Origin of the sequence: Sphingomonas sp. Leaf67 (genome assembly GCF_001421965.1) — a bacterium.
Taxonomy (GTDB): Bacteria; Pseudomonadota; Alphaproteobacteria; order Sphingomonadales; family Sphingomonadaceae; genus Sphingomonas.
This window is the reverse complement of sequence record NZ_LMLP01000012.1, coordinates 173127-199439: the sequence shown is the minus strand read 5'-3', so window position 1 is coordinate 199439 and position 26313 is coordinate 173127. Positions and strand designations below refer to the sequence as shown.

Annotated in this window: 25 protein-coding genes; 7 read left to right on the top strand and 18 right to left on the bottom strand. The window is 67.0% G+C overall.

Annotation, left to right across the window (positions count from 1 at the left end):
- Positions 1–51: 51 nt before the first annotated feature.
- Positions 52–1101 carry a serine hydrolase domain-containing protein gene (locus ASE90_RS08590; protein ID WP_082449687.1) on the top strand — a complete coding sequence of 350 codons (1050 nt, stop codon included), beginning with the start codon at positions 52–54 and terminating at the stop codon, positions 1099–1101.
- Between the two features lie 134 nt (positions 1102–1235).
- Here ASE90_RS08590 and ASE90_RS08585 read toward each other — a convergent pair whose 3' ends face one another.
- From ASE90_RS08585 to ASE90_RS08560, 6 genes are all read right to left on the bottom strand, one after another.
- Entirely contained in the window at positions 1236–2249 is a 1014-nt protein-coding gene (locus tag ASE90_RS08585; RefSeq protein ID WP_055998859.1) for a zinc-binding alcohol dehydrogenase family protein, read from the bottom strand.
- The gene (locus ASE90_RS08580; protein WP_055998856.1) at positions 2246–3931 is read right to left on the bottom strand and encodes an alpha-L-fucosidase; all 1686 of its coding nucleotides are present in this window, start codon (positions 3929–3931) and stop codon (positions 2246–2248) included. The genes ASE90_RS08585 and ASE90_RS08580 overlap by 4 nt, the downstream gene beginning before the upstream one ends.
- Before the next feature lie 10 nt (positions 3932–3941).
- On the bottom strand, positions 3942–4838 hold the full coding sequence (locus ASE90_RS08575) for an amidohydrolase family protein (protein ID WP_200910842.1): 897 nt from the start codon (positions 4836–4838) through the stop codon (positions 3942–3944).
- Positions 4839–4954: 116 nt separating this feature from the next.
- Positions 4955–5143 (bottom strand): hypothetical protein, encoded by a 189-nt coding sequence (locus ASE90_RS08570; protein WP_055998853.1) that lies wholly within the window; start codon positions 5141–5143, stop codon positions 4955–4957.
- Between the two features lie 69 nt (positions 5144–5212).
- Entirely contained in the window at positions 5213–6424 is a 1212-nt protein-coding gene (locus ASE90_RS08565; RefSeq protein WP_055998852.1) for an alpha/beta hydrolase, read from the bottom strand.
- 129 nt (positions 6425–6553) lie between these two features.
- Entirely contained in the window at positions 6554–7912 is a 1359-nt protein-coding gene (locus ASE90_RS08560) for a family 43 glycosylhydrolase (protein ID WP_235531729.1), read from the bottom strand.
- 141 nt (positions 7913–8053) lie between these two features.
- Here ASE90_RS08560 and ASE90_RS08555 point away from each other — a divergent pair, with 141 nt between their 5' ends.
- On the top strand, positions 8054–9547 hold the full coding sequence (locus tag ASE90_RS08555; protein WP_235531728.1) for a glycoside hydrolase: 1494 nt from the start codon (positions 8054–8056) through the stop codon (positions 9545–9547).
- A 19-nt stretch (positions 9548–9566) separates the two neighbouring features.
- Here ASE90_RS08555 and ssb read toward each other — a convergent pair whose 3' ends face one another.
- Together ssb and ASE90_RS08545 are read right to left on the bottom strand one after the other, a co-directional pair.
- Positions 9567–10106, bottom strand: coding sequence for a single-stranded DNA-binding protein (gene ssb, locus ASE90_RS08550; RefSeq protein WP_055998848.1), 540 nt, complete (start codon positions 10104–10106; stop codon positions 9567–9569).
- 70 nt (positions 10107–10176) lie between these two features.
- A complete protein-coding gene (locus ASE90_RS08545) occupies positions 10177–11076 on the bottom strand; it encodes an endo alpha-1,4 polygalactosaminidase (RefSeq protein ID WP_055998846.1) in 900 nt (299 codons plus the stop codon).
- A gap of 115 nt (positions 11077–11191) precedes the next feature.
- Here ASE90_RS08545 and ASE90_RS19090 point away from each other — a divergent pair, with 115 nt between their 5' ends.
- Positions 11192–11368: a DUF4169 family protein gene (locus tag ASE90_RS19090; RefSeq protein ID WP_082449672.1), complete on the top strand. Its 177-nt coding sequence runs from the start codon at positions 11192–11194 to the stop codon at positions 11366–11368.
- A 123-nt stretch (positions 11369–11491) separates the two neighbouring features.
- Here the strand turns inward: ASE90_RS19090 and feoB are convergent, their stop codons facing one another.
- The 3 genes from feoB to ASE90_RS08530 are packed head-to-tail and all read right to left on the bottom strand — an operon-like array spanning position 11492 to position 14341.
- The gene (gene feoB, locus ASE90_RS08540; RefSeq protein WP_055998844.1) at positions 11492–13345 is read right to left on the bottom strand and encodes a ferrous iron transporter B; all 1854 of its coding nucleotides are present in this window, start codon (positions 13343–13345) and stop codon (positions 11492–11494) included.
- Positions 13346–13360: 15 nt separating this feature from the next.
- Complete coding sequence (locus tag ASE90_RS08535) at positions 13361–13618, bottom strand: FeoA family protein (RefSeq protein WP_055998842.1); 258 nt, start codon at positions 13616–13618, stop codon at positions 13361–13363.
- A gap of 51 nt (positions 13619–13669) precedes the next feature.
- A complete protein-coding gene (locus ASE90_RS08530) occupies positions 13670–14341 on the bottom strand; it encodes a COQ9 family protein (protein WP_235531727.1) in 672 nt (223 codons plus the stop codon).
- A gap of 114 nt (positions 14342–14455) precedes the next feature.
- On the opposite strand from ASE90_RS08530, the gene ASE90_RS08525 reads away from it, so the two are divergent.
- Together ASE90_RS08525 and ASE90_RS08520 are read left to right on the top strand one after the other, a co-directional pair.
- Positions 14456–14713: a glutaredoxin domain-containing protein gene (locus ASE90_RS08525; RefSeq protein ID WP_055998838.1), complete on the top strand. Its 258-nt coding sequence runs from the start codon at positions 14456–14458 to the stop codon at positions 14711–14713.
- Between the two features lie 91 nt (positions 14714–14804).
- Entirely contained in the window at positions 14805–15992 is a 1188-nt protein-coding gene (locus tag ASE90_RS08520; RefSeq protein ID WP_055999222.1) for an aromatic amino acid transaminase, read from the top strand.
- On the opposite strand, the gene ASE90_RS08515 is transcribed toward ASE90_RS08520, so the two are convergent.
- Positions 15989–16894: a DMT family transporter gene (locus ASE90_RS08515; protein ID WP_082449671.1), complete on the bottom strand. Its 906-nt coding sequence runs from the start codon at positions 16892–16894 to the stop codon at positions 15989–15991. The two genes, ASE90_RS08520 and ASE90_RS08515, sit on opposite strands and share 4 nt — an antisense overlap.
- Positions 16895–16957: 63 nt before the next feature.
- On the opposite strand from ASE90_RS08515, the gene ASE90_RS08510 reads away from it, so the two are divergent.
- Positions 16958–18046, top strand: a complete 1089-nt coding sequence (locus ASE90_RS08510) for an alkene reductase (protein WP_055998833.1) — start codon at positions 16958–16960, stop codon at positions 18044–18046.
- Positions 18047–18161: 115 nt separating this feature from the next.
- On the opposite strand, the gene ASE90_RS08505 is transcribed toward ASE90_RS08510, so the two are convergent.
- The 5 genes from ASE90_RS08505 to ASE90_RS08485 form a co-directional block, all read right to left on the bottom strand.
- Positions 18162–18857: a head GIN domain-containing protein gene (locus tag ASE90_RS08505; RefSeq protein ID WP_082449686.1), complete on the bottom strand. Its 696-nt coding sequence runs from the start codon at positions 18855–18857 to the stop codon at positions 18162–18164.
- Positions 18858–18978: 121 nt separating this feature from the next.
- On the bottom strand, positions 18979–19512 hold the full coding sequence (locus ASE90_RS08500) for a CarD family transcriptional regulator (RefSeq protein WP_055998829.1): 534 nt from the start codon (positions 19510–19512) through the stop codon (positions 18979–18981).
- A gap of 265 nt (positions 19513–19777) precedes the next feature.
- Positions 19778–20116: a ferredoxin FdxA gene (gene fdxA / locus ASE90_RS08495; protein ID WP_055998827.1), complete on the bottom strand. Its 339-nt coding sequence runs from the start codon at positions 20114–20116 to the stop codon at positions 19778–19780.
- A 39-nt stretch (positions 20117–20155) separates the two neighbouring features.
- On the bottom strand, positions 20156–20479 hold the full coding sequence (locus tag ASE90_RS08490) for a S4 domain-containing protein (protein WP_235531726.1): 324 nt from the start codon (positions 20477–20479) through the stop codon (positions 20156–20158).
- Positions 20479–22989, bottom strand: coding sequence for a helicase-related protein (locus ASE90_RS08485; RefSeq protein ID WP_055998825.1), 2511 nt, complete (start codon positions 22987–22989; stop codon positions 20479–20481). Before ASE90_RS08485 ends, ASE90_RS08490 begins: the two co-directional genes overlap by 1 nt.
- Positions 22990–23188: 199 nt before the next feature.
- On the opposite strand from ASE90_RS08485, the gene ASE90_RS08480 reads away from it, so the two are divergent.
- A complete protein-coding gene (locus ASE90_RS08480; RefSeq protein ID WP_055999218.1) occupies positions 23189–24643 on the top strand; it encodes a M23 family metallopeptidase in 1455 nt (484 codons plus the stop codon).
- Here ASE90_RS08480 and ASE90_RS08475 read toward each other — a convergent pair whose 3' ends face one another.
- A complete protein-coding gene (locus ASE90_RS08475; RefSeq protein WP_055998823.1) occupies positions 24644–26293 on the bottom strand; it encodes an ATP-binding protein in 1650 nt (549 codons plus the stop codon).
- Between the last annotated feature and the right edge of the window lie 20 nt (positions 26294–26313).

Here is a 26313-nt window from a genome sequence, read left to right as displayed (position 1 = left end):
GCGACTCGCCGCCCGACTTGTATAAGGGCCACGACCGCCGACATGGATGCGATGCGTGCGTTGCTTCCCTGCCTCTTGCTGCTGACCGCTGCCTGTGACGGCGGCGCCACGCCCCCGCCGCAACCCAGGGCGATAGCTCCGACGCACGGACTGGATGTCGCTGCGATGCAGGCGACCATCGCCGAAGCGGAGCGTCTTCCCCGGTTGCGATCGCTGCTGGTGCTGCGCGACGGCCAGCCGATCACCGAACGCGTGTTCAACGATGGTCCGCCGCTCGACCGGCCGGTCAACATCAAGTCGGCATCGAAGTCGGTAATGTCTGCGCTGATCGGTATCGCCATCGCCCGCGGCGTGTTCGCCGGCGTCGATCAGCCGGTGTTGCCGATCCTGCGCGCCGAGGCCCCGGCCGATCCCGACCCGCGCCTCGCCCGAGTGACGGTCGGCAACCTCTTGTCGATGCAGGCCGGGCTGGAGCGGACCTCGGGCGAATATTATGGCCGCTGGGTCTCCAGCCCCGACTGGGTCCGCTTCGCGCTGTCGCGGCCGTTCGTCGCCGATCCGGGCACGGCGATGCTCTATTCGACCGGATCGACGCATTTGCTGTCTGCCGCGCTGACCAAAGCCAGTGGCCACAGTACGCTGGCCAATGCCCGAAACTGGCTGGGCGAGCCGCTCGGCATCACCATCCCGGTCTGGCCGACCGACCGCCAAGGCATTTATTTCGGCGGCAACGAAATGCGGCTGTCGCCGCGCGCGCTGGCCCGGTTCGGCGAACTGTACCGGCTGGACGGGGTGGTGGGTGGCAAGCGCATTCTGCCGGCAAACTGGGTGCGGACCAGTTGGACGCCGCGCGCGGTATCGCCATGGAGCGGCCAGGAGTATGGCTATGGCTGGTTCCTTACCGCGATGCGCGGCCATCCGGTGCGCTTCGCATGGGGCTATGGCGGGCAGATGGTGTATGTCGTCCCCGACTTGCGCCTGACCGTCGTCATGACCTCCGCCGCCGATGGCCCGCGCGACAACGGCCATATCGCGGCGCTGCACCGGCTGCTGGCGGATGGCGTGATCCCGGCGGCGGAGGCGGGCGGTACAACTCCGTGAAAGCGCGAACCGTTCGTACTGCGTAGCCGTTGAGTTTGTCGAACGGGCGTATCGAAGGACCGTCGCGAAAGTGCTTGGATACGGGGCTTCGATTGCGTTCAGCCCCTACCCGGCACCAACCGATCTGTAGCAGGTCACACGCTGACGATCGCTTTCAGCACGTTGTCCGCCTCGTCGATCAATTGCGGCATCCGGATCGGTGCTTCGTCGATCGAAAGGTGATGGGTGGCGATGCGATCGGTGGCGATCCGCCCGCTGCGGATGCTGGCGATGACATGATCGAAATCGACCGACAACGCGTTGCGGCTGGCGCGCAGCGTTGTTTCGCGTTTGTGGAATTCGGGATCGGCAAAGACCAGATCGTCCTTGCACACCCCGACCAAGGTGTAGTCACCACCATGCGCGACATAGGCGAGACCGGCGCGCATCGCCGCAATATTACCGGTGGCGTCGAACACCTGATCGAACATCTCGCCATCGGTCATCGCCGCCAGCGTGTCGGTCAGTTGGGCGTCGACGACCACCGTCTCGCCAAACCCGAATTGCGTAGCCGCATAGTCCAGCCGTTGCGCCCGCGTATCGGCCAGCACGATCCGTTCCGCCCCGGCGATGCGCGCGAACAAGGCGGTGCCGACTCCGATCGGCCCTGCCCCGACGACGAGCACGCGGTCGGCGGGACCAACCGCTGCCCGCCGGACGGCATGGGCGCCGATCGCCAGAAATTCGACCATCGCCGCCTGTTCGAGGCTGAGGCCGGTCGCGGCGATCACCGCCGCCTCCGGCACGGTCAGCCATTCGCATAAGCCGCCGTCGACATGTACGCCCAGCACGCGAATTGCTGCGCAGCAATTGGGTTTGCTGCGCCGACACGCGCGACATTTGCCGCATGGCAGATAGGGATTGACCGTGACTACCTGACCCATCGCGAACCGGCTCCCCGCCGGCGCTTCGACCACTTCGCCTGCCAGTTCGTGACCGATCAGGCGGGGATATTCGAGGAACGGATGCCTGCCGGCATAGATGTGATAGTCGGTGCCGCACAGCCCGACCCGCCGCATCCGCAGCAGCACCTCGCCCGCCGCCGGACGGGGCGGTTCGCGGGTTTCGAGGCGCAGGTCGAACGGTTCGGCACAGACCAGCGCCTTCACGCGGTCAGCCCCCGGCCCGACAGAACCAGTGCCAGCCCGATCGGATGGCGCGCCGCGGCGGGCAGCGTAACCTCCAGCGCGTCGCCGGTGCGTCGGAACGACAACGGCGTCGCATCGCCGGGCATCGTCACGCGGCGCACCTCACCGGCCAGCGTCGGATCGTTGCTGCCCAGCAGGGTCATGCGCACGACATTATCCTCCGGCCAGCCAAGCACCATCGCATGCAGGTCGTCACCTCGCACGGCATAGCGGACGTCGCGTGCGCCGTAGGGCGATGTCGGACCGCCTTCCGAAAACAATCCCTGCCCGGCGCGGGTCGGCCCCTCCCCGAACCGCTTCCACGGCCGCGTGGCGTAGATCGCGCTGCCGAAGCGTTGCATCCAGTCGCCGATCTCCGCGACGATCCGCTCTTCCTTGTTGTCGATCGTCCCGTCGCCGCGTATCGGCACCGACAGCATCAGATTGCCGTTTTTCGACACGACATCGCACAAAGTATGGATGACGGTGGCAGCGGACTTGTATCCGTCGCGCGCCGCCAGATCGGCGTCATAATGCCAATTTCCCAGGCAGGTATCCGTTTGCCAGGGGAAACGCTCGATATAGTTCTTGCCGCCCCGTTCGACGTCGTCCACGATTCCCATGCGTCGCTGCGGCGGCGTCGTCTTCGCGGTGACCACCGCTTCCAGCTTTCCGCCGTTCCACGCCATCGACTGGTTGTAATACCAGGCGGTCAGGTCGAGGCCGTGCTGTTCGAGCGGCAGGTCGAAGTTGTCGAAATAGATCATGTCGGGACGATGTTGTTCAATCAGGTCGCGGCACCGCAATTCCCAGTTGCGGGCGAAGTCGCTGTTCGCGGGCACCCCTTCGGTCCATAACCGGTCGGTCGCGTCGTGCCACAGATCGGCTTCGCCACGCGTCCGGATGCCGTCGGGCATCGGCATGTGCCGCCCGGTATAAAGCTGTTGCGGGTCAAGCCCGTCCCACCACCTTCCGCGCCCCTGCGCCGCGGTCAGCTTGTACGCGTCATACCGCTGTCCCGCGCGCGGCCCATCGGAGTCATAGCCATAGGCCGGCTGGTTCCAGTGCCATGCATGCGCCGAATGGTTCGACACCCCGAAGCGCAAACCCCGCTCGCGCGCCAGTTTCGCCCAGGTTCCGACGATGTCCCGCTTCGGCCCCACCCGCGTCGTGTTCCACACGTGGTGCCGCGATGCATAGGCATCGAGATTGTCGTGATGATTGGCCAGCGCCATGAAGTAGCGGGCACCGGCGTTCTTGTAGATGTCGAGCAACCGCGCCGGGTCCCAGCGGTCCGCCTTCCACAGATTCTGGATTTCCATGAAGCCGCGATCGGCGGGATGACCATAATGTTTCAGGTGATGGTCGTAAGCGCGGCTGCCCGGCAGATACATGTCGCGCGCATACCAGTCGCCCGCCTCCGGCACGCATTGCGCGGTCCAGTGCGCCCAGATGCCGAACTTCGCATCGCGGAACCAGTCGGGCGCGCTGTAGCCGGCGGTCAGCGACGCCCAGTCGGGGGTGAAGCGTGCCGGCGGCGGCACGTTCAGCGCGCGGCCCGCCCCCAGCGGCGTCGGCTGGGTCGGCGTCGCCGATGCCACCGCCGGTGGCATTGCCGCAGCGGCCAGCCCGCCCCCGATCATCTCGCGCCGTGTCGCCCGCATACCAACCCTCCTACAGATCCAAGCCCAGCCGATAGAAGCGATCGGCGCTCCGCCCCCACACCGCCCGCCGTTCGTCGTCGGACAGGCCCGACAACAGCGCGGCATAGGTCGACAGCGTCGCATCCAGCCCCGCCGCCAGCCGGTCGGTCGGGAAATTGGTCGCGATCATCACCCGTTCAGCACCGAACCGGTCGATCACCTCGCCCACGATCGGTGCCAGTACCGCCGGGTCGAGCGCCGGGTCGATGAACCCTGCCCCCGACAGCTTGATCGCGGCATGGGGCAGTTCGGCAAAGGCGATCAATCCACGCCGCCATTCGTCCAGCCCGTCGGCCAAAATCGGCAGCGCGAGGTGATTGAGCACCACCGGCACGTCGGGATGGGCACGCGCCAGTTCGGCCAGTCCCGCCAGTTGCGGCGGAAAGCCATGAAAATCGAAGCTGAGGCCATAGCTGCCGAGCAGCGCGAACCCGCGTGCCCATGCCGGATCGCGCGTCAGATCATGGTCATAGGCACGTCGCGCGGCATCGCGCGGATGCCAGTTGATGAGGTGGCGGATGCCGCGCACGCCCGGTTGCGCCGCCTGCCACGCCAGTTCGTCCTCGACATCCGCCCGGTCGAGCGCAACCCGGGCGACGATCGCGCCGGGCAGGCCGTCGGCTGTCGCGACCTCGGTCAGCCAGTCCGTCTCCGCCCGCCCCTGATCGGGATGGGCGCCGGCATCGACATGCACCGCCCCGACCGGATTCCATGCCGCCGTCTCCCGCCGGTAATCGTCGATCCGGTAATCGGGTGCGATCGCCGCCTGCGCCGGATCGGCCAGCCACGGATAGCGCAACACGCCATGGTCCCACAGGTGGAAATGGGCATCGACGAACGGCGGACGATGGACGTCGCCTGCGGTCACCACCGTTCCTGTCGCGCTCGACGCATCGTCGCTGCCTCACCCACCGGTCGCTCGCCGATACGCGACCTTTTTATGGGTGCGATCCTAAGTCGTTGGATGCGGCGCTGGCAAGGGTGTCAGTCGCTTTCGGGAGGAAGCGCCGCCGCGCGCTCCTCATACAGGCGCTGGAACCGGGCATGGAGCGAGCGGCTGGCGTCGGCACATTGTTCGCCCTGCCGCCGATGCTGATCGGCACGCTTGAGCAGATAGTCGCGATCCTCGGGTTCGCGGACGGCGGACGGTTCGGGCGGGGGCTGGTCGGGCATGGCCCATCCTACCCCCGCCACCGGGTTCGCCATATCGTGCAGAACTACCGCGCCGCAGGTAGATTTGCGTCAGCGACCCGGTCGAAACAGCTTCGGTGCGAACTGGTTTAGATAGCTGCGCCAGTTACCCCAGACATGGCCGCCCTCGCTTTCGACATAGGTGTAGCGGATGCCGTATTTGTCGAGCATCGCCCGCGTCGGCGCGACCGTACCGTACAGGAAATCGGTCTTGCCCATGCCGTACCAGACGAGCTTCATGTCTTTCGCCGAACGGCGCAACCCATCGGCATTGCGGGTTTCGTAATCGGCGATTTCCTTCGCCGGGTCCTGTACGCCCAGTCCCATCGAGAAGATGCCGGCGTAGCGGAACAGGTCGGACCGCGGCAGGCCAAAGTTGAGCGTGTGCGCGCCGCCCATCGACAGCCCGGCCATCGCCCGCATTTCGGGCTTCGCGACGGTGCGATAGCTGCGATCGATCAACGGGATCAGGTCGTTGGTCAGGTCGCCGCCGAAATCGGTGTTGACCAGCAGGTTCTGGTTCGGCCGCATCGGCGTGTGCCCGGCGGGCATCACCACGATCATCGGCACCGCCTGTCCGGCGGCGATCAGATTATCAAGGATGTAATGGGCATGACCGATGCTGGTCCAGCTGTCGTCGCTGTCGCCGGCACCATGGACCAGATACAGTACCGGATACCGCCGGGCATCGCCGGTATAGCCCGGCGGCGTATAGACATGCGCGCGCCGCTTCACCCCGAGGCCGTTCGACCAATATTCGACCGTGCTGACGGCGCCATGCGGCACCTCCTTGCGATATTCCTGAAACGCGGCCGCCGCGCCCGGCACGTCGAACACGCCGGTCAGTCCGGTCACCTGTTCGGACCACGTCGTTCCGCGCGGATCGGGTACCGGCGCGCCATCGACCTGAAAGTTGAAGCGATAGGGCGAAGCAGGCACCGGGCGGCTGGTCGTGCCGGTCCACAGCCCGGCCGAGTCGCGGGTCAGCGGCAGGCCGTTGACGACGCCGTCGGTCGCCCCGCCGGGGATCAGGTCGCCCAGATCGGGGCTGATGACCTTCGCATCGCGTGCCAATGGCGCGCACAGGCGGAAGGTGACGCGGCCGTCGGGCAGGACCTCGACCGATCTATACGGGGCCTGCAGGTCGAGCCAGCTTTTGGGCAGGCAGTTGGCGACCGGTGCCGCCGAGGCCGGCGTTTGCGCCGATGCGATTGCCGGCCATAGCCCCGATGCCAATATTGCGAGCGATATCCGTGCCTTCATCGACCCCTCCCCTGTTCGTTGACGCCATGGTTGGGGAAAGTGAGCGTTCACGCAACGGGAATCTGGGTTGTCAGACCGCAAAGCGGTGGTCGTCCCTGCGACGGAACCCGTCGAGGATCGAACCCCGTGCTACCGCAACGTCCACTCCCACACGCCGGCATCTGCCGGAACCTGCAACCGCAGATAGCGGACGCGGGCGGGGTGCGTGAGTTCGATCGGCGATCCAGTCGCCTGTTCGGCCGTCGCCAACCGTTGCCAGACGCGTCCGTCGCGCGATCCTTCGATCGACAGCGCGTAGCGATGCGTCGGAAAGCGCATTCGCAACGCACTGCCCTTCACCGGTCGCACCGCGCCCAGATCGGCGGTCAACAGCGGCGCTGCCTCTGGCGCCGGGGTCCACCACGTCGCATAATTGTCGTCTGCCGCCCGCGCCGGTCCGTGCAGCGCGTCGCTGCCCTGCCCGCTTGCCTGCCAGCGCAAGCCGGTGTCGCGATGCGCGGTGAAGCCGTTCACCACGCCGCCATGGTCCGGCACCACCTTCGCGATGCTGCCGTCGGCGCGGATCGTCAGCGGATCGACCGCGACCTGCCGCAGCACCGCGTCGCCCGGCGGCGGAAACGGCAGGCCCTGCCGGTGATACAGGATATAGGGTTGGCCGCCCGAACGGAACACCGCGTGATGGCCGGGGCTGATGACCGATCGCTCGGCGTCGGTCGACAGGATCGGACTGTTCGGCCCCTCGCGGAACGGCCCGAACGGCGTGTCGCCGATCGCGTAGCGCACCTTGTAGGTATCCGTCGTCGTCTTGCCGTCGCTATAGGTCAGCAGATAGTGTCGCCCCTGCCGGACCATGAACGGCCCTTCGAAATAATTGGGCGGGGTGACGTCGCGCGGGGTGCCGTCGAACGTCACCATGTCGGGCTTGAGCTTCACGACGAAGCAATGCCCGTTGGTCCAGTTCCAGCCCGATCCCCAATACAGATACGCCTGTCCGTCATCGTCGATGAACGCCTCGGCATCGATCATGTGATAATCGGGCGCGAACGCCTTCGCGATCAGCGGCTTGCCGCCATTGGCGTCGGCCCATGGCCCGGCGGGGGAGGCAGCGCTGCCGACCCACACCTCACTGCCGACCGAGACATACATGTACCAGCGGCCATTGGCGGCCTTTACCACCGATGGTGCCCAGACCTTCGAATCGCCCGAGCTTGGGCTGGTCGCCGCCGCCTTGGTCGGCCAGTTGGGCGTGGAGAAGCGCCAGTCGCGACCATTATCCGACGTCCATAGCCCCAGCCGGTCGTCGCCCCATGGGTCGATGGTGGCAAAGATATACCAGCGAGCGCCGTCGCGGACGATCGACGGATCGGCGAAATAGCCCGGCAGCAGCGGATTGGCCGCACCGGGACTGTCCCAGCGCGGTGCCTGTGCCATTGCCGGCATCGCCAGTGCCACCATGCCGACTCCGGCCAGCGTTCCGCCAAAATTCACGCGGCTTTCCCCACTAGAATAGTTTTGTCTGACAATATACGATCGGCACGATGATGCAATCGCCGAAGTGCATTGCCAGTCGATGAGCCGGCGGGTTGCGATCCTTCAATAAGCCTACTGCATGACGAGGAGGGGACGACAATGGCAGAACAGCGATGGATGATGGGCATGGTGGCGGCGTTGCTCTGGGGCGCGCCGGTGACGCCCGCCATGGCGCAACCGGCACCACCACCGCCGGCGGAACCGGCAAAAGTGGCGATCACGCTGCGCGTCGCGACCGATCGGCCCGGCACGACCTTCGAAGGCTGGGGCACGGCGCTTGCGTGGTTCGCGAACGTGACCGGCGGCTATCCGGCGGAAACTCGCGAACGGCTGGCCGACCTGTTCTACGGACGCGACGGACTCGGCTGGACGATCGCGCGCTACAATATCGGCGGGGGTAATGCCGCCGATACGCCGCCTTATCTGCGGACCGGTGCGGCGGTGCCGGGGTTCTGGCGGAAGCCTGCGGGCGCGACCGGCAGCGACTGGTGGCGGGCCGACGATCCGGCGATGTGGGACTGGTCGGCCGATGCCCGTCAGCGCTGGTGGCTGGACGCGATCCGCGACCGCGTCCGCCAGCCGATCTTCGAAGCCTTCTCCAACTCGCCGCCATGGTTCATGACGGTCAGCGGGCGCGTATCGGGCGCGACCAAGGGCACCGACGACAATTTGCGGCCCGGGGCCGAACCGGAGTTCGCGACCTATCTGGCGCGGGTGGTCGACGAACTGCAACGCCGCCACCGCATCACCTTTCGCACGCTGTCGCCGGTGAACGAACCGAACACCGATTACTGGTTCGCGGCCAATACGCAGGAAGGCGCGCATTGGAGCCCGGCGCGGCAGGGCATGATGATCGATGCCGCCGACGCCGCGCTGAAGGCACGCGGGCTGAAGACGGTGATTGCCGCCCCCGACGAAACCAATTCGACCCTGTTCGTTCAGGATTGGGCCGGCTGGACGGCGTCAACGCGCGCCCGGGTCGGCCAGTTGAACGTCCACAGCTATGGCAATCTCCACCAGACCGCCGTCCGCGACATCGCGCGTGCCGCCGATATCCGCCTGTGGATGAGCGAGCACGACATGAGCGCCGACAAGGACGTCGAAAGCTTCGAGAGCATGACGACGCCGCTGGCCTTTGCCGAGCATCTGGTCGGCGATTTCCGGCGGCTGGAACCCGCCGCCTGGGTATTCTGGCAGGCGGTCGAGACGCTGAGCGGGCGCAACGGCAAGCCCGGATCGAATTGGGGGCTCATCAAGATGGACCTGACCGCGCCCGCACCGGGTCCGCAGTCGATCCACATCACCCGCAAATATTGGGCGATGGCCAATTTCAGCCGCTATGTCCGGCCCGGATACCGGCTGGTCCCGATCGACGACATCGACAGCATCGCCGCGCTGTCACCCGATGGTGCAACGCTGGTCGTGGTGCATGTGAATGCGGGGCCGGTCCGCCGCGACCTGTCGCTGACCGGTATCGGCTATCGCTTGGCCGACACCGTGGTGACCGACGCGACCCACGATGCCGCGCCGGTCGCGGGGCGCACGATGGTCGCGCAGCCCCGATCGATCACGACCTTCGTCCTTCGCCGGTGATTGCCGGCGTCGGCGACGATCAGAACGGCACGTCGTCGTCGAGATCGTCGCCGAAGCCGCCGCCGAAATTACCGCCCTTGTTGCCGCCCGAATTGAAGCCGCCGCCGCGCGATCCGCCCGAGCCGCCGCCCTGACCGCCGCCGAAATCGTCCCCGCCGCCGAAGTCGCCGCCACCGCTGCGACCACCGCCGCCGCCCTGCGCGCCGCCGGGACCGTCGAGCATCGTCAGTACGCTATTGAAGCCCTGCAACACGATTTCGGTGCTGTACTTGTCCTGCCCGTTCTGGTCCTGCCACTTCCGGGTCTGCAGCTGGCCTTCGATATAGACCTTCGACCCCTTGCGCAGGAACCGTTCGGCGACGTTGGCGAGCCCTTCGTTGAAGATCGCGACCGAATGCCACTCGGTCTTTTCCTTCTTCTCACCCGAATTGCGGTCCTTCCACGATTCCGACGTAGCGATGCGCAGGTTCACCACCTTGCCGCCATTCTGGAACGAGCGCGACTCCGGGTCGCGGCCCAGATTGCCCACCAGAATTACCTTGTTCACGCTGCCAGCCATGGCAAAATTCCTCGTTCGAACCCTGATCGTCGCTGTTATGCGACTGCGGTCCTCAACGCCAGTGGATAGGTCAGTCGTCGCAGCTGAAGCGGAAGCGGTTGTCGAGCTCGACCGGCAGCACCAGCGTGCGCAGCCCCTGCGCCCGCGACGCTGCGCACAACGCATCGCGCGCACCACCGCTGTTGGTGCGATAAGCCGATTTATATTCCGCCACGAACACCGGCTTGCCGGCGGTCAGGAACGGGGTCAGCCGGTCGCATTCGGCATATTCATGGCATTGTTCGTTGACCGCAAAATCGAACGCGGGAGCGAGCACCGCCACCTGATCGAGATCGTTCTTCAACCCGACCGCCAGCCCGCGGCCGTGCGCTTCGGCGGAGAGAAACCGGTTATAGTCAAGCTGCTGGTCGGCGGTGATGCCCAGACCGTTGCGATTGGCGTAACCGTCGACATTGTCCGGCTCGACCGCGTCGCAGCCCTTCGCCTTCGCCAGATCGAGACGGAGCGCCATCACCCGGCGGACATTGGTCGAGGTGACCGACAGCCAGCGCTCCCCCGCCCAGCCGTCAAGCGTCGCGCCGCGATCGGCGGCAGTGAATTCGCCATCGTCGCTGCGCCAGTTTTCGGACGATCCGGCGGAGAAATAACAGATCACCCGCCGCCCGGCGGCGTGAAGCGAGGCGATGGTCGCGGTCGGGGCGTCGAACAGGTCGATGTCATAGACGTCGACGACGTAGCGGGTGTCGATCGTCCCGCTCAACTGCCACTGCCACGTCGTCGAAGCGGTCGGTCGCCACAAACTGGCGGTCGTGGTCGGGGCAGGCGTCGGGGTTGGCGAAGCTGCGGGTGTAGGCGTCGGGGTGGGAGCGACGACGATGCCGCCCTCCGCCTCACCGCCGCCGCCACAGGCGGTCGTCGATAGCGCGAGCGCCAGCGCCCATGTCCTGCCCGTTCCCGTCCGATACCGCATAATGCCCCCGATCCGTCGCCACGCCCGCTACGCCGGTCGGGCCATGGCCGCAAATGCGTTTCGGACTGGTCATTCGCGCGGTGCCACGGCAGATTTCATCGCAGGAGGAGCAGCCATGGGCGACGTCATCAACCTCAACCGTTTCCGCAAGGCCCGCGCCAAAGCGGACCGGGCGCAGGAAGCCGATGCCAATCGCGCCAAATTCGGCCGGACCGTCGCCGACAAGGCACGCGACGAAGCCGATACCGCGCGGCGCAAGGCGTTGCTCGATGGCGTGAAGCTGGAGGAGTAGGGTTCGCCGTGGTCGTCCTGCCTGCGAGGGCGGGACCCCATTGCCGCTGACGGTCCTGATAGAGGCACTGTCGTTGCGTGTAGGTACTTCCGCCTTCGCGGGCATGACGCTGCGACGCAGCGCCTATCCCAGCCCGAAGGCGACCGCGGTCCAGTAGGTCGCACCCGCCGCGATATACGCCAGTGCGAACAGATAGACGATCATCACCAACGGCCATTTCCAGCCATTGGTCTCGCGCCGCGCCACCGCGATCGTCGACAGGCATTGCGGCGCGAACACGAACCACGCAAGGAAGGCGAGCGCGGTGGCGAGGCTCCAGCGCCCGGCCAGTCGCCCGCCCAGTTCCTGCGCGCCCTGTTCCTCATCTGCGGCGTCGATCGCATAGACGGTCTGCAGCGCCGACACCGCGACCTCGCGCGCCGCCATCGCCGGGATCACCGCCAGCGACATTTCGTGATTGAAGCCGATCGGCCGCAACACGACCTCCAGCCCCGATGCGATCCGGCCCGCGATCGAATATTCCGACTGCTTCACGCCCGCCGGCGCGACCGGATAGGAGGTCAGCAACCATAGCGCGACCGTCACCTGCAGGATGATCGTGCCGGCGCGACGCAGGAAGACATAGGCACGCTGCCACAGGCCGATCGCGATGTCGCGGATCGACGGCAGCTGATAGCGCGGCATTTCCATCAGGAATCCGCCGCCCACCCCCTTGGTCGCGGTCCGGCGCAGCACGAACGCGGCGATCACCGCGCCGAAAATGCCGGTCAGGTACAGCACCAGCAGCACCAACCCCTGCAACCCCACGCCCGGCAGCACCTGTCGCGCCGGAATGAACGCGCCGATGACGACGGCATAGACCGGCAGGCGCGCCGAACAGGTCATCAGCGGTGCGATCAGGATCGTGGTCAGCCGCTCCTTGGGATCGTCGATCGATCGCGTCGCCATGATTCCGGGAATCGCGCAGGCGAACGACGACAGCAGCGGGATGAAGGCCCGACCCGACAGGCCGACGCCGCTCATCAACCGGTCCATCAGGAACGCGGCGCGGACCATATAACCCGATGCTTCGAGCAGCAGGATGAACACGAACAGGATCAGGATCTGCGGCAGGAACACCACGACCGATCCGACGCCGTTGATGACCCCTTCGACCAGCAGGCTGCGCAGGAAACCGCCGGGCAGGTTCGCCATGGCGGTATCGGCCAGCCAGCCCTGTCCGCCCTCGATCCAGCCGATCGGCGCTTCGGACCAGCTGAACACCGCCTGGAACATGATGAACAGGATGGCGAACAGCAGGATCGGGCCGGCGACCGGGTGCAGCGCGATGCGATCGACGCTGCGGGTGACGGCGCGCGACCTGGGTTGTTCGACCACGACGGTGCGCGCGATGCGGCGCGCCTCACGCTGGAAATGGCGGATATCGGCCTCGACCCGGTCGATCGCCGCCGAACGGGGCGCGCGCGACAGCGCATCGGCCAGTGCCGCGCGCAATTCGTCGAGACCGCGTTTGCGCACCGCGACCGTCGCCACCACCGGCAGGTCCAGCTCCGCGGACAGCACGGCCAGATCGATCTTCAACCCGTCGCGCGCCGCCATGTCGATCATGTTGAGCGCCAGCACCATCGGCCGCCCCAGCGACTTCAGCTGCAGGACGAAGCGCAGGTGATTGTCGAGATTGGTCGCGTCGGCGACGACGATCATCGCATCGGGCACCCGCTCGCCCGCCTGCCGCCCGAGGACCACGTCACGGGTGACCGCTTCGTCGGGACTGGACGGGTCGAGGCTGTAGGTGCCGGGCAGGTCGACCAGTTCGATCGGACGCCCGTCGTCGAGCGCGAGGCGACCCGAATGCCGTTCGACGGTGACGCCGGGATAGTTGCCGACCTTTTGCCGGGCACCGGTGAGCGCGTTGAACAGCGCGGTCTTGCCGGCATTGGGATTGCCGACAAGTGCTACCAGAGGTGCGGGGTTCACGTCGGGTCCGGTCGATCAGCCCGCCAGCGGCGCGACACGGATCGCGCCCGCGACATGCGCGCGTAACGCCACGGTCATCCGCCCGATCCGACAGGCCAGCGGCCCACCGGCCAGCATCGCGCGGTGAAGCAGTTCGATATCGACGCCCTCATCCAGGCCGAATTCGCGCAGGCGCCGTGCCTCGGTCGGCGACATCCGTTCCCATTCGATCGACGCAACCGTGGCCTGCTGGGTCCGCGGCAACTGGGCGAGGTTCAGATTGGGAGCGAGCATTGCGACTAATTAGCAATAAGCCCGCGCCATGGGAAGGGGATTCTTTCGGGTTCAGACCGCGGGATATCGTAATCGCCCGATGAAGCGCGACAGGCTCAACCGCCGTTCGGGATCGCGCGACGCCAGCATCCGCCCCTTGAACTTTTCGAAGCGCATGATGCCGTCGATCCGCCGCGCGAGGAACGCGCGGGTATCGGCATGGCCGCCGCTTTCGTCGTCGAGGAACACGGTGATGGTCGCGGCATAGACCGCGCCGAGCATCGTCCGCTTGGTATAGTGGTTGTAATCGGTCGCGGTATCGCCGGCCAGCCGCCACATCAGGTCGACCGTGCGCCAGCCAAGCTTTGTCGCGCGCGCGACGTTCCGTGGCATGGCGAGGATCGCGAGCGCGCGGCGCAACGCCTCGCGCTCGCCCGCCACCGCCGCCAGCCGCGCCCCGACCAACGCGGTGATGCGCTCGCGGATCTTCATCGCGGACAGGCGGTCGGCGGGCAGCGCCTCGATCATCCGCCGGTCGATCTCGCCGAACCACGCGTCGATCATGTCGACCGCGCCGCCCGCAAAGGCCAGCCGGGCGACATCGCCATCGGCACCGAAGGTCTGCGCCGCAGCCGCCACCGCCTTGTCGTTCCAGCCGTCGAACGCGGCATTGGCCGCGACCAGCGGCGCAAGCGCCGCGCGCAGTTCGTCGAGCGTCAGGTCGGCAGGTGCCAGCGGGGCCATCGCATCCTCCATCATCTGTCCTAGCTAGGAGGTGGCGGCGTAAACGGCAACGGCGGAACCGGCGCATCGTCCGGGCGCTGTGGCGGTGTCCGACTATAGCAAAAGGAATGCATCATGGCCGACACGATGAACGCCACCCTCTATCGCATGGTCCTGCCCGACCATACCTGCCCGTTCGGCGTCCATGCCAAGCAGTTGCTGCAATCCGCCGGCTATACCGTTGACGACCACATTCTGCGGTCGCGCGAAGAAGTCGACGCATACAAGGCCGAACAGGGCGTCGACACCACGCCGCAAATATTCATCGACGGCGAGCGCATCGGCGGCAGCGACGATCTCGAACGCTTTCTGGCCGGGCACCGCGACAAATAGGGCATCGTCCAAAAGCGGTACGCGTTTTTCCTGCCTTCGCCGGATCGATCGGCCTATAGGCGCGGACATTACCGCCAATTCGGGGATGTTCATGCCGTTTCGTTCGCTGGTGGCCCAGCCCGCCGACTCCTTGCTGCGCCTGATCGGTGCGTTCCGCGCCGATCCGCGCGCGCACAAGATCGATCTGGGCGTCGGCGTGTTTCGCGACGATCATGGCCATACCCCGGTGATGCAGGCGGTGAAGCAGGCCGAGATGCGGCTGATCGCGACGCAGGACAGTAAGCAATATCTGGGGCCGGAAGGCGACAAGGGCTTCGTCGCGCTGCTCGAACCGCTGGTGTTCGGCACGGCCCCCGCCGCCGATCGTCGCTGCGGGTTGCAGACGCCGGGCGGCACGGGTGCGCTTCGGCTGGGCGCGGAATTGCTGGCGAAGGCGGGGGTGCGCCGCATCCTGATCGGGCAGCCTAGCTGGGCCAATCATGCGCCGGTCTTTGCCGCCGCCGGGATCGTCGTCGTGCCGCATGCCATGTTCGACATGGATGCGCAGACCGTCGACCTGCCCGCCATCCGCGCCGCGATCGGTCAGGCGGAGGCTGGCGACGCGATCCTGCTGCACGGCTGCTGCCACAATCCGACCGGCATCGATCCGACCGCCCATGATTGGCAGGTGATCGCCGCCGCCATCGCCGACAGCCGGATCGTGCCGTTCATCGACCTGGCCTATCAGGGGCTGGGCGACGATATGACCACCGATGCGGCAGGAACCCGCGCGGTGCTGGACGCAGTGCCGTTCGCGCTGGTCGCCTATTCCTGCGACAAGAATTTCGGGCTGTACCGTGAACGCACCGGTGCGCTGTGGGCGACCGCACCCGACGCGGAAGTACGCGACATCGTCCTGTCGAACCTGCTGGCGCTGGCCCGTGCCAACTGGTCGATGCCGCCCGATCATGGCGCGGCGGCGGTGCGGATCGTGCTGGAGGACGAACATCTCGCCGCCGACTGGCGTCGCGAGCTCGACGCGTTGCGCACCCGGTTGCAGGCGCTGCGCAGCGAACTGGCGGCGATCGGGCAAGCGGGTTCGGTCGATCTCGCCCCGCTGGCACGCGGCAAGGGCATGTTCGCGACGCTGCCGCTGTCGCCGACCCAGATCGAATGGCTGCGCGCGACGCACGGCATCTACATGGCGGGATCGGGCCGGATCAACATCGCCGGTTTCGCCCCGGGCGACATTGCCCGTTTCGGCGAGGCGCTGGTCGATCTGGGCCGGGCGGGGGTTTAAGCGCGCGCCGCTGGCCGCTGCGCGCTGACCACTGCCAGCGCGACGGCGACCAGCACCGCGCCGACCGCGTCGAGCATGGTCAGGCGCTCGCCATAGGCCGCCCAGCCGATCGTCGCGCCGACCAGCGGCTGGACGAGCAGCGCGAGGCCGACGACCAGCGGGCTGAGATGGCCCAGCGCATAGATCATCAGCCCCTGCCCCGTGATCTGGCTGACCAGCGCCAGTGCCAGCAGCGGCCCCCAGTGGGTCGGCAGGATCGTTTCCCCCAATGCCATCGCCAGCAACAGCAGCGGCAGGACGCTGGCGATGCTCGACAGCGCGAGCGCCGGCACGGGTGCCATCGTCTGGCGCACCCGCCGCATCGCGATGAAATACCCCGCATACAGGATGCCGGCGACCACACAGAACAGATCGCCCGCCAGATGGCGCGACGACAATTCGGCCGAGCGCCCCAGCAGCAGCACCCCGCCGACCGCCGCCAGCAGCAGCGCGGCCCCCTGCCCCCGCGTCGGCCAGCGGCGGATCGCGAAAAAGCCGTAGATCGGGAAGATCAGCACCGCGCAGTTGCCGAACAGCGTCGCATTGGCGAGCGTCGTGCGCAGGATACCGATATGCCACGCGCCCAAGTCGACGGCGAAGGCGATGCCCGCGATCAGCAGCGGCACCAGCATCGACCCTGCCCGCCCGAACGCACGGCGATCGGTCCATAGCGCGGCGATCAGCAGCACCGGCAACGCCAGCGCGATCCGCCAGAACGCGGCCGCGACCGGTCCGGTATCGGCCAGCCGCACGAACCATGGTCCGAACGCCAGCGCGACGTTCGCGACGATGACCGCGGCCACCGCCCGACGGGGTGTTCTATGGGGCGGCATAATTTTTGTTTCAGGCGGTATGGGCTGCATGGCGCCCCCTACCGCCCTATCTCCGCATCGTCGCCTGAATTACAATATCCCGGAGTTTATTGCATGCCGACCCTGTTCGATCCGATCACGCTGGGCGATATCGAAGCCCCCAACCGGGTGCTGATGGCACCGCTGACCCGCGGTCGCGCGACGCGCGAACACGTCCCCACCGCGATCATGGCCGACTATTATGCGCAGCGTGCGTCGGCGGGACTGTTGATTTCCGAAGGCACCGGGATCAGCCGGGAAGGGCTGGGCTGGCCGTTCGCGCCGGGGCTGTGGACCGACGAACAGGTCGAAGCGTGGAAGCCGGTCACCGCCGCCGTCCATGCCGCCGGCGGCCGGATCGTAACCCAGCTCTGGCATATGGGCCGGGTCGTGCATCCCGATTTCCTGAATGGGGCCGCGCCGCTGTCGGCGTCGGATACCACCGCGCCGGGACAGGCGCACACCTATGACGGCAAGAAGCCCTATGGCGCCGCACGCGCCGCGACGCTGGACGATATCGCCCGCGTGCTCGACGATTATTCGCGTGCCGCGCGCAATGCGAAGGCCGCCGGGTTCGACGGGGTGCAGCTGCACGCGGCTAATGGCTATCTGATCGACCAGTTCCTGCGCGACGGGGCCAACCACCGTAACGACGCCTATGGCGGATCGCCCGAAAACCGCATCCGGCTGCTCGGTGAGGTCGTCGACCGGCTGATCGCGGAGGTCGGTGCCGGGCGGACGTCGGTGCGTTTCTCGCCCAATGGCGATACGCAGGGGGTGATCGACAGCGATCCGGCATCGGTGTTCGTGCCGGCCGCGAAGCTGCTGTCGGACAAAGGCATCGCGTTCCTCGAACTGCGCGAACCCGGCCCCGACGGCACCTTCGGCAGCGCGACCCAACCGCGCGTATCGCCCGAGATCCGTAAAGTCTTCGCCGGTCCGCTGGTGCTGAACCAGGATTATCGCGGCGACACTGCGCAGGCCGAACTCGATGCGGGCATCGCCGACGCCGTCGCCTTTGGTCGGCCGTTCCTCGCCAATCCGGACCTGCCGCAGCGGTTGCAGGCCGGTGCCGAGCTCAATGCCGACGATATGGCGACATGGTATTCGCGTGGAGCCGAGGGTTATACTGATTATCCGGTGCTGACGCGCGAAGCGGCGTGATCTAGCCGCAGCGGATCGTCGCCATGCCATGGATGCGGCATGGCGACGATCCCACACTGTTCATCACGCCTGTACCGGTCGCGGTCCTATCGGCAGGTTGGCGCTGCTGATCCGGTCAACCGCAGTCGACGGTTCCGGTGCCGACCCGGTTCACCACGCAACGCGCGTCTTGGCCCAGCGTCGCCGATCCGGACCCGACCAGCGATATCTCGACCGGGCCATGGATGTCGGCGCTGACATCGCCGGTGCCGGCGATCGAGACGCGCGCCTCGCTCGCCTTGACCTGTCGGGCATCGATATCGCCGGTGCCTGCCACCGATAGCGTCAGATGCCGCACGGCCCCCGCCGCCGCGATCGTGCCGGTGCCGGCGACGGTCAGCGCCGCGCGATCGCCGCGCAACTGGCCGATCGTCATGTCGCCCGACCCGCTCAGCGTCGCGGCAAAATCTTCGCCGGTCCGGTCGATGCTGATATCGCCCGACCCGGCCAGCACTGCGGTGGCGATCGTCGGCATGGTGATGCGGATGCGCGCGCCGTCATTGCCCCTGCCCCAGAAATTGCCCTGCTTGCGACCGATCTTGAGCATGTCGCCATCGCGGTGGATGTCGAGACCGTCCTGCGCGGCCTTGTCGCCCTCGACCCGCACCGCAAAGGTCGGCCCCTGAACGATCTCGACCCGGTCGTCGCTTGCCAGTGCGACGCCGGTAAAGTCGCGCAGTTCAGCGTCGTTGCGGGGGACGGCAACGGTCTTGTTGGCATCGCTTGTGCCACACCCCGCCAGTCCCAACGTCCATGCCAACATCCACCGCATCTGCGCCTCCCGTGTATTGCTGATACGATACACCAAGGCGGTTGGGAACGCCAGCACACCGAACAAAGAAGGGGCGACCGTTTCCGGCCGCCCCCTCGTTCGATTCGACTGCTGGACCCGGTCAGGCGGCGGTCTTTTCCTTGTTATAGATCGCGGCGGCCTCGCGCAGGATCTCGATGATCCGTTCCAGTGCCTTCGGCTCGTCGACCTGTTCCATTGCTGCCAGCTCACGAGCAAGGCGGCTGGCCGCAGCTTCGAAGATCTGGCGCTCGGAATAGCTCTGCTCGGGCTGATCGTCGGCACGGAACAGGTCGCGGACCACTTCGGCGATCGACACGAGGTCGCCGGAGTTGATCTTCGCTTCATATTCCTGCGCGCGGCGCGACCACATGGTCCGCTTGACCTTGGGCTTGCCCTTCAGCGTTTCCATTGCCTCGCGCATGGTCTTGTCCGACGACAGCTTGCGCATACCGACGCTTTCCGCCTTGTTGGTCGGAACGCGCAGCGTCATCCGCTCCTTTTCGAAGCGCAGCACATAGAGTTCGAGTTGCATGCCAGCGATTTCACTACGCTGGAGTTCAATCACACGGCCGACGCCGTGTTTCGGGTAAACGACATAGTCGCCGACATCGAAGGACAATGCCTTGGCAGCCATTGGTAACCTTTCCGTGGTCGTCGTTCCGATACCATCGTCCTCCGCCAATCGCTGTTCGAACGGCGGCTGGCGAGGTGGTCAGGGAACGTTGCTAAGGTGATCTCCGGGCGGGGAGCTAGGTAAATAGCCTCCGTCGCCGCAGCCTATAACATCTTGGTAAGAAAATTACCAGTGCAAAGCCCGACCGCCCGGCCGCCCTGCCCGAGCGACCGTGGTTCCACGTGAAACGATTTGGGACAGCCCCGGCTCGGCCGGGGCGCACCGATCAGTCGCCGGCGCCCGGTTCGGCCGAGAAATGCTCCATCTTGTTCTCGACGCCCTTCCACTTGTCGGCATCGGGCGGGGTCTGGTTGGCGTTGCGCGTAACGTTAGGCCACTGGGCCGAATAGGTATTGTTCAGCTCCAGCCACTGCTCCAACCCGCTTTCGGTGTCGGGCAGGATCGCCTCTGCCGGACACTCCGGTTCGCATACGCCGCAATCGATGCATTCACTGGGGTTGATGACGAGCATGTTCTCGCCTTCATAGAAGCAGTCGACCGGGCACACTTCGACGCAGTCCATGTATTTGCAGCGGATGCAGGCGTCGGTGACGACGTAGGTCATGGGTCGAACAAGCTCCGGGAAAATCGAATCGTACCCGCGTTATGCCGGGTCTCCGCCTCCGTCAACGGGGGCGGCACCCGTCGGTTCCAGCCTGGTATAGTGTGTCATCGCTTCGGCAGGCGGCCCGCGTCGGTGCGGCAGGGCATCGACCCGCAAGATCTGGACGCGTCCGTCGTTCGGAAAGGCGATGACCATGCCGACCCGGACCGGGCAATGGGCACGTTCGATCCGTCGTCCGTCGATGCGCAGCAGCCCGCGGACGGCGATCGCCTGCGCCGCACTGCGCGTTTTCGCCAAGCGCACATACCAGAGGAACAGGTCGATCCGCATCTGCGGGAGCAGTTCGGGCGCACGCGCCGCCATTAACGGCGAAACGCCAGTTCGGCGAGCGCGGCAAAGGCGTTGCCGGGACGCGGCGGACGAAGAGCGGGCGTCGGCGGCGAGCCGTGGCGGCGCGGCGGCTGCCAGCGCCATTGCGGTGCTTCGCCCGCGCCGGTGATCGGTCGAAAACCAAGCTGCGCCATCATCCGCGCGATCGTCTCGACCTTCAGACCGATCGAGGTGGCCAGTGCCGGGTCGGGCGCGAACGGGGCGTTGCCCTGTCGCGCATCATGCGCCGCACGGGCGAGTCGCTCGACCAGATCGACGCGTACCGCCTGCGGACCGAAGCGGCGATAGCCCCATGCCCCCTGCCCCGCCGGCAATACCGTCGCGGCGTTGGGGGCCAGCGGTTCGACCGGATGGCCGTCACGCGCCGCCAGCAGCGCTGCCCGCCACCGTGCCGCCGCCGGCTTGAACAGCCGCGCATCGAACAGGTCGAGCGTGCCGATCGCGACCCCCGCCTTGCGCAACCGCCGCCGATCGTCGCCGCTCAGCGGCAGCAGCATCGCCTCGAACCCGTCGCGCGGCGCGATGCCGCCGACCTCGGTCAATGCCGCCGCCACCGCCCGCAACGCACCGCCCGCCGCCGGGTCCCGCGCCAGCGCCGCCAGCGCGCCGAGTGTCGGCGCACGCTTCGTCAATTCGCCCTGCAGCCATGCCGCCAGCCGCTCACGCACCTGCCCCTGCGCCGCCCGGTCGAGCACGTGCAGGCTGCGGTCGAGCGTCACCACCGGCCGGTCGAGCGTCGTCCCGCCGGTCAGCGTCGCAACCGGCAGCCCGTTCCACGTCAGCGTCGGCACGCTACCCGGATCGGCGACCAGCGCCAGTTCGGCGTCTCCGGCGACCGCCAGTTCAGCCCCCCGCTTGCGCAGTTCGCCCGCCAGTCCCTTTTCGGCGGCAGCGATCAACAGGCGTTTGTCGGCAACCCGCGTGTCGGGTGACACGTCGAACCGGAAACCGGTCAGCCGCCCCAGTGCATGGCCATCGACGCTGACCGCGCCATCGCTGGCGACATCGACCGGCAGGTCCGCTGCGCCCGCCCCGATCCGACGCAGCAACAGCGTCGTCCGCTGATCGACGAAGCGTTGCCGCAACCGGTCGTGCAGCGCGTCGGACAGCTTCTCCTCGACGCCGCGAGTCCGTGCGGCCCAATGTTCGGGATCGAGCAACCAGTCGCTGCGGTGCGCGATATAGGCCCAACTCCGCGCCGCCGCGATCCGGCCGGCGATCGTCTCGACATCGCCGCTCATCTGATCGAGCCGCTGCAATTCGTCGGCGAACCACTGGTGCGGAATATGCCCCGCCCCCTCGCTCAGATAGCTGAAGATCCGCCCGACGAAGCGGCTGTGCGGATCGGGGCCAAGCTTGCGGAAATCGGGCACGCCGCACGCCGCCCACAACCGCCGAACCATCATCGGCGAACGGGTCCGCGCCCGCACCCAATCCTCTTCGGCCAGTCGCTTGAGCACGATCAGGTCGATCGCCTCCGGTGCCGCGGTCAGCACCGGGTCGGTCGGCCGTTCCGACAGGCTGTCGATCAGCGCATCGATGCTGGAGAAATCGGGTTCGCCGCGCCGCCAGTATAGCCGTTCGAGCGGGGGGACATGATGCCCCTCGATCGCCAGCACTTCTTCCGGGGTAAAGGCGTTCGGCCCTTCCTCGACCAGCGCGCCGAACGTCCCGTCACGGTGGTGCCGCCCTGCCCGCCCGGCAATCTGCGCCATTTCCGCGACGGTCAATCGCCGTTGCCGTCGCCCATCGAACTTGCGCAGGCTGGCAAAGGCGACATGCGCGACGTCGAGGTTGAGGCCCATGCCGATCGCATCGGTCGCGACCAGATAATCGACCTCGCCCGACTGGAACATCTCGACCTGCGCATTGCGCGTGCGGGGCGACAGCGCCCCCATCACCACCGCCGCCCCGCCGCGCATCCGGCGGATCGCCTCCGCCACGGCGTAGACCTCTTCGGACGAGAAGGCGACGATCGCCGAGCGGCGCGGCAACCGCGACAATTTGCGCGCACCGGCATAGCTGAGCGTCGAAAAGCGCGGGCGCGAGATGATATCGGCATCCTTCACCAACGCCCGCACCATCGGCCGCAGCGAATCGGAGCCGAGGATCATCGTCTCCTCCCGCCCGCGGGCGCGCAGCAGCCGGTCGGTGAACACATGGCCGCGTTCGGGATCGGCCCCCAATTGCGCCTCGTCCAGCGCGACGAACGCCGTCTCCCGTTCGAGCGGCATCGATTCGGCGGTACACAGGAACCAGCGCGCCTTGGGCGGAACGATACGTTCCTCGCCGGTAACCAGTGCGACATTCTCGACGCCTTTCAGCGCGACGACCCGGTCGTAATTCTCGCGCGCCAGCAGCCGTAGCGGAAAGCCGATCATCCCCGACGCGTGACCGCACATCCGCTCGATCGCGAGATAGGTCTTGCCGGTATTGGTCGGTCCCAGCACAGCGGTGACCGGGCTACGCGCGAACTGGCTCATCCTCCACAACATCGGTGCTGTCGGCGCGCGGCGCAACGGCTTTCGGCGGTTCCACGCGCAGCTTTCGTCCCGCCGCTTTCACCCCACGCCCCGGCGCAGCTTCGCCGGCAATATCAGATGGTTCATTTGACTTTAAAACCTTCGCTTCACAGGGGGAGAGAACCGGGCCGGATCGATCGGCCGAAACTGGGGGTTGGGCGTGTTCCTGCGCACCGATGAAGGACTGGAACTGGCCGGCGGCACCAGCGCGCTGCGCTTCGGTCGCGCGCCGATCACCGCCGCTCCCGCCGCCGCCGCGTGGCGCGGCCGGATCGAATCCTTCGACTGGACTCCCGATCTGGGTGCCAACATCGGATCGCGGACCTGGTGGCGCGGCCTTGCCACCTGCACCGCGATGTGTGGCGCGGTGTGGATGCTGTCGCCCGGCGTCGATCGTCCGATCTACAGCGCCGTCCCCGCCGCGCTCGACGGCACCGCCCTCGACGAGGCGCGCAGCCTGTCGTTCGGGGCCAGCGCCCTTGGCGGCACCAGCGGGATGCGCCCTGCCGCGACGTCGCGCGTCCGCCCGCTGGCCAACACGCCCGAACGGCCCGTCGTCGAGGCGACGGCGACGCTCGGCAGCGGGGTGGCCGGTGCCTTGCAGCGGACCGGCGTCGGTGCCGGCGAAGCGCAGCAGGTCGCGGCGATGATCGCCGGCCGCGTCGATCCCGCCGACCTGACGCCCGGCACCCGCCTCGACATCACGCTCGGCCGGCGTGACGCGCCGACCCAGCCGCGCCCGCTCGAACGGCTCGCCTTCCGCGCCAAATTCGATCTCGCCCTCGAAGTCGTGCGCGAAGGCGGCACGTTGCGTCTCGACGCGCGGCCGATCGCGATCGACCACACCCCCTTGCGGATTCGCGGCCGTGTCGGGGCCAGCCTGTACCGCGCCGCGCGCGCCGCCGGTGCCCCGGCCAAGGCGGTCGAATCCTATATCCGCACCGTCTCCGGCCTCGTCCCGATGGGACAGGTCGGCCAGGACGATCGCTTCGACATCATCGTCGAACAGGCCCGCGCCGCCACTGGCGAGGTACAGCTCGGCCAGCTGCTCTATGCCGGTCTGGCCGGACGGCGCGACGTCCGCCTCGTGCGCTGGCAGGATGGCAGCCGCACCGAATGGCTCGATCCGGCGGGCGTGGGCGAGCGCAAGGGATCGATGATCTGGCCGGTCGCCGCGCGCATCTCGTCCAATTTCGGGTGGCGCGTGCATCCGGTGCTCGGCTTCCGCCGCCTGCACAAGGGCATGGATTTCGCCGCCGCCTATGGCAGCCCGATCCGGGCGACGACCGATGGTCGCGTCGCGATCGCCGGACGGCATGGCGGCTATGGCAACTTCGTAAAGCTCGATCATGGCGGCGGTCTCGCCACCGGCTATGGCCATATGAGCCGGATCGTTGTTGCGCCCGGTACCCGCGTTTCGCGCGGTCAGGTGATCGGCTATGTCGGATCGACCGGCCTGTCGACCGGGCCACATCTTCATTACGAACTGTGGAAGAACGGGGCACCGGTCAATCCACGCTCGGTCGCCTTTGCAACGGTGCAGCGGTTGCAGGGTCAGGAACTGGGCCGTTTCCGTTCGCTGCTCGGCCGGTTGATGGGCGTCGCCGCGCGCTGATCAGCGCCCCGTTCGCCAGCGGCGGATGGTCTGTTCGACCAGCGCATCCGCGCCGCCCGGCTCCTGCCACAGCGAGGTGAACGAGGGCGATCCCGAAGCCGGACACCGTTCGGGTTCGAGCGGATCGAACGCGACGCGGATCGGCGTCGTCACCCCTTCGCCGACGATGATGCATTCGCGATTGCGCAGCGCCGGGATCGAATCGAGAAACCCGCGCGCATCCTCCGGCATCGCCGCGCGCACGAACGCCTGATCGCGTTCGTTGTTGAGCCGCATGGTCAGGATCGTGCCACACTGCGACAGCACCCCTTCGGCAAGGTCCGATGGCCGCTGCGTGATCAGCCCCAGCGACACGCCATATTTGCGCCCCTCCTTGGCGATCCGCCCGAGGATATTCGCCGCCGACGAATTGGCCCCCGACCGTTCGTTCGGAACATAACGATGCGCCTCTTCGCAGACGAGCAGCACCGGCCGCGACGTGCCGCCGCGCGACCATAGGGCGAAATCGAACACTAGCCGGCTGAGTACCGCGACCACGACCGAGGTAATTTCCGACGGTACGCCCGATACGTCGATGATCGAGATCGGCTTCCCCTGTGCCGGCAGGCGGAACACCCGCTTGATGAACGCCGCCATCGTATCGGCGACCAGCATGCCTGAGAACATGAAGCTGTAGCGCGGATCGCCGCGCAATTCCTCGATCCGCGCCTTCAGCCGCAGGAACGGAGCATTGTCGTTGGCACGATCCAGCCGGGCCATTTCCGACTGCACGATATTCGACAGGTCGGTCAGCAGATAGGGGATCGGCGTATCGACGGTCAGCCGCGCGACGTCCTGCGCCATGCGGCTTTTCCCCTTGGCGGCAAGCAGGCACCGGGCGAGGATATCCGCTTCCACCTGTCGCGCCGCGCCGCCCGGCGACAACAGGATGTCGCAATGCTCCTGAAAATTCAGCAGCCAGTAGGGTAGCTGGAGGTTCGTCACGTCGAGCAATTCACCGGTGTCGACGAAAGCCGCGCCATATTCGCCGTGCGGATCGATCACGACGATATGTCCGTGCGGACTGGCTTCGCAAATCCGGTGCAGGATCAATGCGGCGCTGGTCGACTTGCCGGTACCGGTCGATCCGACCAGCGCGAAATGCTTGCCGAGCAGCGCGTCGACATACAGGGCCGCCCGCATATCGGGTGCCATATGCACCCGACCGACCGTGATATGCGGTCGATCCTGCTTGGCGTAAATCTGTCGCAGGGCATCGCGCGATACCGGATACACCGGGCTGCCGGGTAACGGATAGCGTGTCACCCCGCGCCGGAACCCCCGCAGTCCCTGCGACGGTTCGGGCTGATACGCTTCCCCCATCAGATCGACATCGGCGACCAGATTGATGCCATCATCGGCAAGCCGGATCGACCGGATGGCCGCGACGATCCACATCCGCCCGACCTGCATCGTCACCAGCGATCCGACCTGCCCCACCTGTCCGGCCGGGTCGTCGGGATCGGTTGTCAATGCCTGCAACGACGGCAGGTCGAGCAACAGCCGGCTCGACGCCCCGGCGATATCCAGAAGAACCCCGATCGGTGCCGCCACATCGTGCGAGGCTGCCGTTTCCGGAACGGGCAGTGGCGGGTGTGTATGAAACGTCATGCCCGCTAACCTACGGGCGA